This is a genomic window from Bacillus sp. FJAT-49711 (genome assembly GCF_018343715.1).
Lineage (GTDB): Bacteria > Bacillota > Bacilli > Bacillales > Bacillaceae_C > Lederbergia.
On record NZ_JAGYPL010000004.1, the window covers coordinates 464,556 to 477,519 of the forward strand.

Annotated in this window: 14 protein-coding genes; 4 read left to right on the top strand and 10 right to left on the bottom strand. The window is 37.1% G+C overall.

What is annotated here, in order from left to right; genetic code table 11:
* Nucleotides 1–196: 196 nt before the first annotated feature.
* Complete coding sequence (locus KHA96_RS19880; RefSeq protein WP_213131036.1) at nucleotides 197–736, bottom strand: GbsR/MarR family transcriptional regulator; 540 nt, start codon at nucleotides 734–736, stop codon at nucleotides 197–199.
* A 241-nt stretch (nucleotides 737–977) separates the two neighbouring features.
* On the opposite strand from KHA96_RS19880, the gene KHA96_RS19885 reads away from it, so the two are divergent.
* The 4 genes from KHA96_RS19885 to KHA96_RS19900 all read left to right on the top strand — a co-directional run bounded on the left by KHA96_RS19885 (nucleotide 978) and on the right by KHA96_RS19900 (nucleotide 4,745).
* Entirely contained in the window at nucleotides 978–2,222 is a 1,245-nt protein-coding gene (locus KHA96_RS19885) for a quaternary amine ABC transporter ATP-binding protein (protein ID WP_213131037.1), read from the top strand.
* On the top strand, nucleotides 2,223–3,074 hold the full coding sequence (locus KHA96_RS19890) for an ABC transporter permease (RefSeq protein ID WP_213131038.1): 852 nt from the start codon (nucleotides 2,223–2,225) through the stop codon (nucleotides 3,072–3,074).
* On the top strand, nucleotides 3,071–3,961 hold the full coding sequence (locus tag KHA96_RS19895; RefSeq protein WP_213131039.1) for a glycine betaine ABC transporter substrate-binding protein: 891 nt from the start codon (nucleotides 3,071–3,073) through the stop codon (nucleotides 3,959–3,961). The genes KHA96_RS19890 and KHA96_RS19895 overlap by 4 nt, the downstream gene beginning before the upstream one ends.
* 91 nt (nucleotides 3,962–4,052) lie before the next feature.
* Nucleotides 4,053–4,745: a YjjG family noncanonical pyrimidine nucleotidase gene (locus tag KHA96_RS19900; protein ID WP_213131040.1), complete on the top strand. Its 693-nt coding sequence runs from the start codon at nucleotides 4,053–4,055 to the stop codon at nucleotides 4,743–4,745.
* A gap of 14 nt (nucleotides 4,746–4,759) precedes the next feature.
* On the opposite strand, the gene KHA96_RS19905 is transcribed toward KHA96_RS19900, so the two are convergent.
* From KHA96_RS19905 to KHA96_RS19945, 9 genes are all read right to left on the bottom strand, one after another.
* A complete protein-coding gene (locus tag KHA96_RS19905) occupies nucleotides 4,760–5,476 on the bottom strand; it encodes an NAD-dependent protein deacylase (RefSeq protein ID WP_213131126.1) in 717 nt (238 codons plus the stop codon).
* Nucleotides 5,477–5,566: 90 nt separating this feature from the next.
* Nucleotides 5,567–6,520, bottom strand: coding sequence for a siderophore ABC transporter substrate-binding protein (locus tag KHA96_RS19910; protein ID WP_249315783.1), 954 nt, complete (start codon nucleotides 6,518–6,520; stop codon nucleotides 5,567–5,569).
* Between the two features lie 194 nt (nucleotides 6,521–6,714).
* Nucleotides 6,715–7,437: a ThuA domain-containing protein gene (locus KHA96_RS19915; protein ID WP_213131128.1), complete on the bottom strand. Its 723-nt coding sequence runs from the start codon at nucleotides 7,435–7,437 to the stop codon at nucleotides 6,715–6,717.
* Nucleotides 7,438–7,608: 171 nt separating this feature from the next.
* Nucleotides 7,609–8,520: a diacylglycerol kinase gene (locus tag KHA96_RS19920; RefSeq protein WP_213131041.1), complete on the bottom strand. Its 912-nt coding sequence runs from the start codon at nucleotides 8,518–8,520 to the stop codon at nucleotides 7,609–7,611.
* Nucleotides 8,521–8,947: 427 nt separating this feature from the next.
* On the bottom strand, nucleotides 8,948–9,847 hold the full coding sequence (locus tag KHA96_RS19925; protein ID WP_213131042.1) for a hypothetical protein: 900 nt from the start codon (nucleotides 9,845–9,847) through the stop codon (nucleotides 8,948–8,950).
* On the bottom strand, nucleotides 9,844–10,932 hold the full coding sequence (locus tag KHA96_RS19930; protein ID WP_213131043.1) for a hypothetical protein: 1,089 nt from the start codon (nucleotides 10,930–10,932) through the stop codon (nucleotides 9,844–9,846). Before KHA96_RS19930 ends, KHA96_RS19925 begins: the two co-directional genes overlap by 4 nt.
* The gene (locus KHA96_RS19935) at nucleotides 10,925–11,386 is read right to left on the bottom strand and encodes an anti-sigma factor (protein WP_213131044.1); all 462 of its coding nucleotides are present in this window, start codon (nucleotides 11,384–11,386) and stop codon (nucleotides 10,925–10,927) included. The genes KHA96_RS19930 and KHA96_RS19935 overlap by 8 nt, the downstream gene beginning before the upstream one ends.
* Nucleotides 11,383–11,925 carry an RNA polymerase sigma factor gene (locus KHA96_RS19940; protein ID WP_213131045.1) on the bottom strand — a complete coding sequence of 181 codons (543 nt, stop codon included), beginning with the start codon at nucleotides 11,923–11,925 and terminating at the stop codon, nucleotides 11,383–11,385. The genes KHA96_RS19935 and KHA96_RS19940 overlap by 4 nt, the downstream gene beginning before the upstream one ends.
* Nucleotides 11,926–12,006: 81 nt before the next feature.
* On the bottom strand, nucleotides 12,007–12,885 hold the full coding sequence (locus KHA96_RS19945) for a D-alanyl-D-alanine carboxypeptidase family protein (protein WP_213131046.1): 879 nt from the start codon (nucleotides 12,883–12,885) through the stop codon (nucleotides 12,007–12,009).
* Between the last annotated feature and the right edge of the window lie 79 nt (nucleotides 12,886–12,964).

A 12,964-nucleotide genomic window follows, 5' to 3' on the forward strand; every position in this document is an offset into this window, starting at 1 on the left:
CAAGCTTCCGCATTACTTAGTTAAAAGCAACAAAGTTTGCGCAAACAGCCTATTGATAATTATCCGTTCTTAAATTTCATTTCCCAACAAAATAAGTTAGGAAAAATACTTGACTACAGGTAAGAAAGCGTCCGCCTATAGCGAAAATCAACCCCCTGTATAATATTGCCCTTTCAATCCGGACAGTTTTTTCTTTTTATTCCTTATCCTTCTTAGGCACCAATGTAAATATATCATGACTTTCAAATGCCTCTACTACCTGATCCAGCCATTCATAATAATCCTGAATATACTTCAATTTTTCAACATCTATTTTAGCTAATTCTTTAATTTCTTCACTTGTATCCTCATCCGAAATAAGATGGTTCATTTCCGTTAATGACTTTTTTATTGCATGAGTATGCATGGAAATGGCGCTTTTCCATTTTGTCGAAAATAAATCGATAAAACTTTGGTACCAGTCCTCTTGCACTTGATATAAATCTTTTCTAACTCCTTTTTTCCAAACCCTTTCCACCATCTTTAAATCAGATAAGGACCTGACTGAAGTACTCATACTCGTTTTACTCATGCCTAGCTCTTCTTTCATTTCGTCGAGCGTTATCGGTTTATTATAAAAATACATCATTCCGTACAACCTGCCCGCGGAAGGAGTTACACCGTATAAATCTATATTTTGCGCAATTGTTTCAATGATTCTCTCCCGTGCTTTCTCTAGTTGTTCTTTGTCTTTCACTTATTTCACATCCTCCGAAATAATCGACTTATTATTTAGAGTATAATTCCGGCAAGCTAAAGTAAAGAATGATGTTGCAAAGCAAATGGGAGTATTCTAGAGCATTAATAAGAATATCACTGAAATACTTTGTACAGTTTATACTGTACGGACCATACATAGTGAATATCAAGTTATATGCCGTTTGAGTTACAAGTTACAATTCCCCTACACTTATATAAGTAACGAAGGGGATGAAATCATGAAGGAAGATTTAGGAAAGAAAAAGATTGAAGTAAAAAATGTGACTAAAATATTCGGCAAAAACATAAAAAAGGCCGCGCAATTTTTACAAGAAGGAAAAAACAAAAATGACATTCTTAAAATGACAGGCGCCACAGTTGGTGTTAAAAATGCGAACTTTGATGTGTATGAAGGTGAGATTTTCGTCATTATGGGCTTGTCAGGAAGTGGTAAATCCACACTCGTACGAATGTTAAATCGTTTAATTGAACCGACATCAGGTCAAGTTATATTAGATGGTCAGGATGTTGTTACTTTAAATAAGGAGCAATTACGCGAGGTTAGAAGGAAAAAAATTGGAATGGTATTTCAAAAGTTTGCTCTTTTTCCACATCGAACCATATTAGAAAACACGGAATATGGACTTGAAGTTCAAGGTGTAGAAAAAGGTATTCGCCAAAAAACAGCAAAGGAAGCTTTAAAGCTTGTTGGTTTGGAAGGTTATGAAGATCAATATCCTAATCAATTAAGTGGTGGCATGCAGCAAAGGGTTGGTTTAGCTCGTGCTCTTGCGAATGACCCGGATATTTTATTAATGGATGAAGCATTCAGTGCACTAGATCCTCTCATTCGCAAGGATATGCAGAATGAACTGCTGCAGCTGCATGATGAAATGGGGAAAACAATCATCTTCATCACTCACGATCTTGATGAAGCCCTTCGAATCGGTGACAGAATCGCCTTGATGAAGGATGGGGAAATTGTCCAAGTTGGTTCTCCTGAAGAAATCTTAATGAACCCTTCTAATCAATATGTTGAGAGATTTGTAGAAGATGTTGACCTTTCGAAGGTTTTAACGGCAAGCCATATTATGAAGTCTGCCGAAACGGTTCAACTAGATAGAGGACCACGGGTCGCTTTAAGATTGATGAAACACCATGGAATCTCCTCCATTTATATCGTCGATAAACAAAATCGCCTTCTAGGGGCTGTTACGGCCCAAGATGCAAATATCGCATCTGAGAATAATCAATCTCTCCAAGATGTCCTCATTGAAAACATCACTACGGTTACTTCTGATACGTTGCTTACCGATCTTTTCAATGTTGTTTCCACTGCCACCATCCCAGTAGCAGTCATAAATGAAGAAAATCATCGCCTGCAGGGAATTATTATTCGCGGTGCACTTATTGGTGCGTTGTCGGGAGATAATGATTTTATTAATGGCCAAGATGATTCAGAAGAATTACGGGAGGTGAATTAAATGGATAAATTAATTCCGCGTATTCCACTCGCCTCTTGGATCGATCAATTCCTAGATTGGCTGATTGATACTTTTGGTGCTGTATTTGATGGTGTAACTGTTTTTTTAGAAGGAATGGTCGATGGAATTGTAAACGGGCTTGGATTTATTCCATCTATTATTTTAGCTTTAATTTTCGGGCTCGTAGCCTGGTGGGTTGCCAACAAAAAAATTGCCGTATTTTCATTAATTGGCTTCTTGATTATTGATTATTTAGGCTATTGGGATCCAATGCTGCAAATGCTTGCCCTAGTCGTTGCCTCTGTTGTCATTTCAATTGTCATTGGTATACCGATTGGGATCTGGGCTTCACAAAAGGATACGGTACGGAAAGTTGTCACGCCTGTTCTTGATTTCATGCAAACCATGCCGGCATTTGTGTATTTATTGCCTGCTATTTTCTTTTTCAATATCGGGGTCGTGCCTGGGATTGTGGCTTCTGTCATATTTTCCATGCCCCCTACCATCCGCTTAACAACTCTTGGCATCCGTCAAGTACCAGAAGATCTAATCGAAGCAACTGAGGCTTTCGGTTCGACAACTGGACAAAAGCTAATGAAAGTCCAAATCCCACTTGCAATGCCAACTATCATGGCGGGAATCAATCAAAGCATCATGCTGGCATTATCAATGGTTGTTATTGCTTCTATGGTAGGTGCTCCGGGACTTGGTGAAGAAGTATATCGTGCTGTTACACAATTAAAAACAGGTGTCGGTGTTGAAGCAGGATTGGCGATTGTAATTGTTGCCATTATTTTAGATAGAATTACACAACATGCTGGGAAGCAAAAACAAGGGGGAAATGAATCATGAATTTATTTAAAAAAGTAACAGGACTAGGAGCTGCCGGAGTTTTAGCACTCGGACTTGCTGCATGTGGAAGCGATAATGCTAGTTCTGATTCTGATTCCGTCGGTAAAACTGTAAACTATAAAATTACAGGAATCGATCCTGGTGCAGGTATCATGCAGGCAACAGAAGATGCTATTAAGGAATATGAACTTGATGACTGGGAGCTTGTATCTGGTTCAGGTGCTGCGATGACAGCTTCTTTGAAAAAGGCTTATGATAAGGAAAAACCGATTATTCTTACGGGATGGAATCCTCACTGGATGTTTTCAAAATATGATTTAAAGTATTTGGATGACCCTAAAGGCGTATATGGCGGCGCTGAGGAAATCCATTCTATCGGACGACTTGGTTTAAAGGATGATCATCCAGAAGCTTACAAAGCTCTCCAACAATTTAAATGGGAAGACCAAGATATGGGTGCCATTATGGTGGAAATTCAAGATGGCGAAAAGCCAGAAGTAGCAGCTCAAAATTGGATTAATGAAAATGAAGAAAAAGTGAAAGAATGGACTAAAGACGTTAATAAAGTGGACGGCGATAAATTGAAACTTGTGTACGTTTCATGGGACAGTAATATTGCTAGTATTAATGTTATGAAGATTGTTCTCGAAGACTTAGGCTATAATGTGACTATTTCACAAGTAGAAGCTGGACCAATGTGGACAGCGGTAGCTGATGGGAGTGCGGATGCTTTACTTGCAGGATGGCTCCCAGTTACTCACCAAACGTATGCAGAAAAATTTGATGGCAAGTTTGAGGACCTAGGAATCAGCATGGAAAACGTAAAAATAGGTCTAACCGTTCCAACCTATATGGATATTGATTCGATTGAGGATCTTAAAAACTAATATGAATAAGCCCTTCTTTAATGAGGGGCTTATTGCTCTTTTTCGGGATTTGCGGTAACCTAAATACTAAAATAATTAAAGGATGTTATTCATGGACTACAAAGCGATCATTTTTGACTTGGATAATACTCTATTAAACTATTCTGTCAGTGAATTAAAATCTATGCAAAAAACAGTTGAGGAACATGGGTTAATTCACAAAGAATCATTTATGTGGGACGAATTTTGGAATGTATATACAACGATCAATACGAACTATTGGAATGATCGAGTAAAATCCAATTACTCAATTTATCAAGTATTAGAGTATTCCTTCAGCGACACCTTTAAAAACTTGAATCTCGATAGCTCTGAATCTAAGCTTTTGGCTGATTTTTATTGGAATACGTTTTGTGATGCTTGTGATTTTGAAGAATATGCGCAGGAGCTATTATCTCATTTACACGGTAAATATCAATTGGCGATTATTTCAAACGGAATTGGTGAAGCCCAAAGAAGACGGCTTTCTGCTGGTGGAATTGATCATTTCTTTGATGAATTAATTATTTCGGATGAAGTGGGATATTGGAAACCAGATAAAAAAATATTTAATGAAGCGTTGCGTAGATTAAATATTAAGCGAACAGATGCATTGTTTGTTGGGGATTCACTGCTCGACGATTATTACGGAGCTTTAAATGCTGGGATTGATTTTTGTTTTTATAATCGACTCGGTCATACTCTTGAAAAAGATGTTAGTCCAAAATATATGATAGAAAATCTTAATATGCTCAAAGCCATTTGAAAAAGATCTCTTCATTATTTGGAGAGATCTTCATCTATTTCCCCTAATATGTCCCCAATTTTATGGTCATTAATGACAAGGTCGGCATATACGTCGAAATCAGTCGGTTCCATATTAATTATTACGAGCTTGGCACCGTTTTGTTTCGCGATAATAGGAAATTGGTTTGCAGGTGTAACAGTCAAGGATGAACCTAGCACAATAAATAATTCAGCGTTTTCGCTTTCTTCAGCAGCTTGAAATAATGCGTCTTCCGGCAACATTTCACCAAATAAGACAACGGAAGGCCGGAGCTTCCCTCCACATTCACACATAAACTCCTTATTAGCATATTTTTCATTACCATATTCCTTGCCGCAAGACTCACAATGGACTTTTTTCATAGTACCATGGAGTTCTAAAACCTTTTGACTTCCCGCTTCTGAATGAAATCCATCAATGTTTTGAGTAATAATGCTTTTTAGAATCCCTTGTTTTTCCCATTTGGCAAGAATTTTATGTCCTTTATGGGGCTTCGCTTGATTTAACCCAAGCACACGGTGGCGATAAAAATCAAAAAATTCCTCCACGTTTTTATTCAGTGCTTCTGTACTTGCGATCTGGCTAGGGTCTTTTTTAGTCCAGAGCCCTTTTCCAGATGAACGAAAATCCGGCAAGCCGCTCTCTGTCGACATTCCTGCACCAGTTAAAATTACTGTATAGTTAGATTCCTTTAGCCATTGTGAAATCAATAGAATACCCCTTTCACTTTCATTTGCTCTCATTATATCATTATCCAAAAAAAAGAGGACTGCTCCAACTTTATGGAGCAATCCCTTTGTTTATTCTACTGCACCTTCAACTTCTTTTACCATGCTCGCAACAGATTCGAGCCCGCCTCCAGATAGGTACCAAAAATCTGGATCTAAATAAATGATGTGGTCATTTTTAAAAGCATTTGTTTTTTCTACCATATCATTTTCAACAATTTGTTTGCCAGAGGATTCACCATCAACTGCTGCACCTCTATCAATTACGAATAAATATTCTGGGTTTTTCTCAACAATGTACTCGAAAGAAATACCTTGACCATGTGTTGAAACTTCAAGTGTATCATCTACTGGTGCAAAACCAAATACATCATGGATGATTCCAAATCTAGACTTTGGACCGTATGCACTTACCTTTCCTTCGTTGGCCAATACAACTAACGATTTCCCATCCAAGCTAGATGCTTTTTCATTCAATGCTTTAATGCTATCTTCAATTGCAGTCAATTCTTTATTTACTTCATCTTCTTTACCAAAAATTTGGCCGATCGTCTTAGCATTTGATTCAAATGATTCCATATAGTTTTCAGTATCAACGCCTAAGAATATTGTTGGAGCAATTTCCTTAAATTGATCATACAATTCTGATTGACGTCCTGAGATAATAATTAAATCTGGTTTAAGAGAATGAATTTTTTCAAAATCAGGTTCTTTCAAGCTCCCTACATTTTCATATTTTTCATCCTCGTATTTTTCCAAGTATTTCGGGATATTGGTTTTTGGCAATGCAATAGGATCGATGCCAAGTTTATCTAATGTATCAAGTGATCCAAAATCAAAAACAACTACCTTTTCAGGATTCTTTTTCACTTTTGTTTCGTCCAGTTGGTGTTTAATTGTCAATTCTTCGGCAGGTTGTGCACCTGTATTTGTATTTTCATCGTTGTCCTTCTTTGCGTCAGTTCCGCAAGCCGATATAATAATCATTAAAGCAGACAGTAATAATATAGACAGAATTTTTTTCAAGCCATTCACCTCTAAGTAATTTTTTTATGTAATATTATAATCATCATCAAACTTTCTTAATAAACACCATAACTCCTCTCATTTACCTCACGTGACAATGATATTCATTCTCAATTAGTAATATAACACAAATATATATTTTTTCAACTAAAAAAAATCCTTGTCACAAATTAGACAAGGATTAAAAGAACTTTTTACTTTTTAGAAATTTCCTCTAATGGCTTCGCGTTTCCGTAAGTTGGATATGGACGATTGGATGGACTTACCCATTTCGCTGCATTCACAAGCACTCTTTGAACTTCTTTGTTGTGATAAGTTGGATATGTTTCGTGTCCAGGTCTGAAGTAGAATATTTTACCGTTTCCTCTTTGGTATGTACATCCTGATCTGAAGACCTCTCCCCCTTCAAACCAGCTTACGAACACAAGTTGGTCTGGAGCCGGAATATCAAAATGCTCTCCATACATCTCTTCTTTTTCCAGTTGGATATACTCGCCAATCCCTTCTGCAATTGGATGTGAAGGATCGACGACCCAAAGTCTTTCTCTATCGTCAGCTTCACGCCACTTTAAGTCACAGCTTGTGCCCATTAATTTTTTGAAGATTTTTGAGAAATGTCCAGAGTGCAAAACAACTAGGCCCATTCCTTCTAATACGCGTTTATGTACACGGTTCACAATTTCATCGGAAACTTCATGATGTGCCATATGTCCCCACCAAAAAAGTACATCTGTTTCACTAAGAACTTCTTCCGTTAATCCATGCTCTGGCTCATCCAACGTTGCTGTCTTAACATCAAATCCATTTTCAGCTAGAGTCTTAGCGATTGTTCCATGAATGCCTTCAGGGTAAATATCGGCGACAACTTGATTCGATTTTTCGTGCCGATTTTCATTCCAAACGGTGATTTTCATGATTTTCTCTCCCTCGATATGTTTTTATTTAATCTCTTGATAGAGCTTAAACCGCTTTCATTGTGAAATTATGAACTACTTCTAATATTTTTAATATAGCAATAATATAATAGATGAACAAGTAAATAACCTTAAAAAATAGAAACAGCCTATCCGGGCTGTTTCGTTTTCTTATTATACTTTATCTTGCTCTCTAATTTTATCAATTGGAACAAATACTTCTAAATGGCGATATAGATTCGAAAATTCTGCTGGCAGCAGCCCACCGTATTCACCATCAATGTTTAACTGCATCTTTTCTTTCGACTTTACTTTTATATGATTCGCCTTCGTATAAATTAAATTAGGATCGTTTATATGTTCACCGCGAAGAGCCAACGATGCAATTCGGATAAATTCTGCCAAGTTTGTTTTTTTCAAAATCATCAATGTAAATAAACCATCATTGACAGAAGAATCAGGAGCTAACTTTTCAAAACCACCAACTGAATTAGTGAGCCCGATCAAGAAAAGCATGATTTCACCTTCGAACAGCTTACCATCGTACTCTATGCTTACTTCTGCAGCATGAATGGACGGAAGCATTTCAATCCCTTTTAAATAGTAGGCAAGTTGGCCAAGCACTGTTTTCAGCTTACTAGGTACTTCATACGTCAACTCCGTTAAACGTCCACCACCAGCAATATTGATAAAATAGCTATCATTCATGCGGCCAATATCAACCGGAATCGTCTCATTTCTAATAATGACGTCAACGGCTGAATCAATATCTCTCGGTATATTTAAGGCACGCGCGAAATCATTTGTCGTACCGGTTGGAATCACTCCGAGTTTTGGTCGATATTCCTGTTCAGCCAACCCATTCACTACTTCATTAATAGTGCCATCTCCGCCGGCAGCAATGACAATATCATATTTACGTTGAACCGCAATTCTGGCAGCTTCAATCGCATCACCTTCACCAGTTGTAGCGTGACAAGAAGTCTCATAGCCAGCCGCTTCAAGTTTCTGTAATACATCTGCTAGATTTCGTTTGAAAATTTCCCGGCCTGAAGTCGGATTATATATAATTCGAGCTCTCTTCATTCACATCACCCTATCACCAAGAAATCAATAATCGAAACTTTTATCATAATCAATTAAGCATCCGGACATATCATACCTCTTTTTTTTAATAAAATCCAGAACAGTGGACATTATTGGGCGCAGATGAAGAAAAGGTTGTGAATTTTTTCGAACAGTTTGAACGGTAGCGTTGACTGTATTAGACAATATTTTAATTTTTAGGTTGAATGTGACCGTGGAGATGCATTTTTCGACTTTAGGGGCACATTGGAAGTTTCATCGTGACCGGGTTTATGTTATTTTCAACTTTACGGGCACATCGAGTTTTATGAAAAATGCGAGAACGAACACAACGATTTCATTCTCGCATTAGGAACATACAACTTTCTCCTAATTAACTTTTTAACAATGTGTTTTATCAAACTTATTTAGACCGAAGAATTAATACTTATTTAATATTGACGCCATCCGCATTTTTAACAACGATCGAATATTTTCCAGTGCCAAAAGTTTGGCTTGCTGATTTGATTCTGTCTTCATATTCATTTTTCATTTTCTTAATATTTTCCCATTTACTATCATCTAAATTGCCGGAATCTTGAACTTCCAGTGTTACGTTCGTATCCTTTGACATTATGATATCCAAATATCCACTATCTAAAACATTCCAGTCACTTTGCATATTTCGAGGTTTTAGTGCTAATGAATTTCCTTTTCCACTCACTTCAAGATTGATATTTTCAGGGATTAGTAGTGTAGTTTCTACAAAACCAATATATCTACTATATCGTTTGTATGGAATTTCTTTGAAACGTATATAAATCGTATCCCCTTGTTTTTCGACAAGCGCATAGTCAGAAATTTCTTTTACTGGAAATCCATCTTTGCCAACGTCACCTTTATATGTTCCAAACATCGTCATCTTTTTGCTTGGAGTACTTTCAATCGTCACCGGGTATTGCCCTGCATCTACTTGAACTCGAGTAATTCCATCAAGCATCGTTTCTTCATATTTTGGCAAATCCATTGTTTTTACTTCTGCCGAAACATATTGATTAGCTGCGTCAAGCAACCCAACTGTCTGCAGCAAAGCAACGCCAAGCCCAAGTGTTCCAATAAAACCGATAAAGATAATACTAATAAAGTCATATTTGACTCGGCTATTTTCCTTATTAAAAAGAGCTAAGTATACAAGGATTTCGATTCCTAAAATAATGAATAGTACTGGCCACCATGAAAGAAGTGCGATCGCGGGATCCCAATCAAGAACTTGCTGCAATAGAAGGAACACGCCGAGGAAAACGAGTGCCCCTCCCATTGAAAAAGAACCAACTCTCCATGTTCTCATTCGTTTTCACCTTCTTCTTGCAATTGTGTCGCTTTTCTCCCTGACATTAATTTAATACCTCCACCGATGAGTAAAAGACAAAGGATTCCTGTTTGGAAATAGCGATAAAACCAGAAATTGATATCGATATCTAATATTCTCTGTAAATACGGACTAGCAATAGGCATGAGAATTTGCGTTCCCAAATAGTACACCCCAAGAGCAATTAACCCAATCCCAACCCATTTTTGATGATTAATAAAGAAGGATACGATGGGTACATCTTCTTCAACTTCATCACTTTCCGCTTTCGAAGCTTTTTGCAAGCCATCGAAGAAGCTAAAAAACCAGATGATTGGAACTACGAATAGGAAAATCCCGAGTCTCAGCACATCGAGTATATAGATGGAAAATAGGAATGCTGCCATTAACTGAATCCCGCGTTTTTGCAGACCTAGATATAAGTGACCCGCTCCTGGAATAATGGAAAGCAATGTTGCAATGGCTTTACTTTTTCTGCCTTCTCCTGATCTATTTTCAATATCTTCTAATACTGATTTATCAACAAGTGTTTCTCCTTTTTGTTTTGCATCGAGCAATCGTATCACATCAAAAAATCCGTAAATCCAAATAATAGGAAGTGCAGCTAGGAATACGAGAAACTCATCTCGACTTGTCATCATTGTCACAAATAGCACCATTATGGCTGCTCCGATGAAAGAAGCAAGTAATGTCATTCCACGATATACTAGCCCTAGTTGGAAATGACCAAGTCCAGGAATGAATGATAAAACAATTGTAAAAAATCTTTCGGAGTCATGAGCTTTTTGCTGCGAAGCCATATCTTCCGTTTTAACTGGCTGATGATATATTTTAGATGCGGTTATGACAGTATCAATAAAGTTGATAATGTACATAATTAATCCACCTAATGCGAGTATCGTAAATTCGTCAGTAGAAGTAATGCCTGCCAAAACTAATGACGCAATCGGAATTCCGAAAACAGTTACTGTATAGAAAAAACCGCGTAATACTTTTCCAAGATACATCAAACCCCCGCCTGGAAAAAATGCGAGTAAAAACGCGATAAATGGGTTTTTATTCATTATGTTCTCCCTCCTTAAGTATCTCTTCAAATTTATTAGTAAATGATCCCTGTTTATTTAAAAATGCTTGAACGAAAGAATCGGCTTGTTTTTGTTCACTGTTTTCAAATGAACTTGCCATATTCATGAGATTTGTAAATACCCCTGTAGACATTAATAGCAACGTAACTGCAGCCGCTACGAAATAATGAACGATTGTTTGTTTGTGTGATATCTTTTTTCTCTTCTTCTTTTCAGGCGTTTTTAGCTCTGTTAATTGTTTCATAATCGAATCTGTAAAGTTGGATGATTCGGCTATTTCTAGGGTTTGGAATTCTATCGCTTCCACAGCCTTTAAATAAAGTTCTAGACAGTGGTCACAACGATATAGATGGTTTTCATATTGTTCTCGCGTATCTTCATTCAGCTCATCTCGGACATATTTGAGCCAATTTTCATACTTCATATGATTCATGAAAAGTCATCCTCCTTCCAGTGCTTTTTCATCCATTGCCTTGCTCGATATAATCGTACTTCAATTGTTTTAGGCTGCACTTTTTGTTTTACAGCTATTTCTTGATAAGACTTTTCTTTTATGTAAAAGTCCTCCACCACTGATTGGTAGTTTGCCGGTAATTCCTTAATTCTTTTGCGCAAGAGCTCTCTTTTTTCTTTTCTAATTACTAACAGCTCTACACTTTCCGACGGAGGGGCATGACCGCTTTCATCATACTCTACTTGTTGGTTTTCTTGTCTTCTTACTTGTTTTCTTTTTATATCAATCGCATGGTTAACCGCTATTCTTGTAATCCACGTTTTAAAGCCTTGCTTCTCGTATTGGGGGAGAGAAGTATAGATTTTGAGGAACACTTCCTGCGCCGCATCTTCTGCATCTTTTTCATTGCGAAGAACGCCGTACACTGTATAAAATATATGGCTTCGATATTTTTCAACGAGAATACGAAACGCATGATCATTTCCGTTTTTTATCTTTTCAATGAGCACATCATCCAATACTTCTCCCCCCTTCCGAACTTGCCTCTTAATAGACGTTGTGAATAACACCAACCCTACACTTGTTTCTAATTTATTTTATCATTGTTGAGCAAGCTTATTTTTTTCTTGTTCAAAACCATAGTCTAATAACGAAATAGAATCTGTCCACATCGATTCCTTTCCAGAATGCAAAACAACAGCAATGAGTTCTCGCTTTCCTCTTTTAGCAGAGGATACAAGACAATATCCCGCCTGGTCGGTGAATCCTGTTTTCAAACCTGTTGCAGCTTCGTAGTAATAATGGCTATTAGGATTTAAAAGCTGATTCCGATTCTGGTATGTATGTGTATTTGTTGAAAATACAGATTGACTTACTAGTTTATTAATAAGTTCATTTTGCTTCGCTTCTTTCGCAATTAAGGCGATATCATACGCTGTTGAAAAATGATCAGCATCATGCAATCCATGAGGATTTACAAAATGGGAATAAATCGCCCCGATTTCTTTTGCCTTTTTATTCATTAAATCGGCAAAATAGCTAAGAGCTTCAAGTTCACTCATTTGCTTATCTTGATTGGCCGTATAGACAGCCAATGATCTAGCCGCATCGTTTCCTGATTGCAAGAGCATAGCGGCAAGTAATTCTTCAACCGTTTGAATCTGTCCTTCAAATAGGCCAGCACGCGCTTCACCTTTTGTTTCTAAATAAACCTCTTCTCCAATTTTCACTTTTTCTTCAGGTTCACTTTTATCAAGTACTACCAAAGCAGTTAATAATTTTGTTGTGCTCGCCGGAAATAACTTTTCATTCTCATGTTTTGAAAAAATAACTTTTCCAGTATTCTCATCCATTAAAACGGCAGCTTCTCCTGAAATATGTATGGGTGATTGTGTAAACGCCATGATAATCTCGTCTTTTTTATAGTAAGAAATAATCGTTAAAACAATAATGATTACGAATAGTCCTTTTCTTTTCATGAAATTCACTCCTATATTTCGCATATCTATAACTAATAGACGTAGATAAACACCCAACCCCTACACTTAAAAAGGAGTT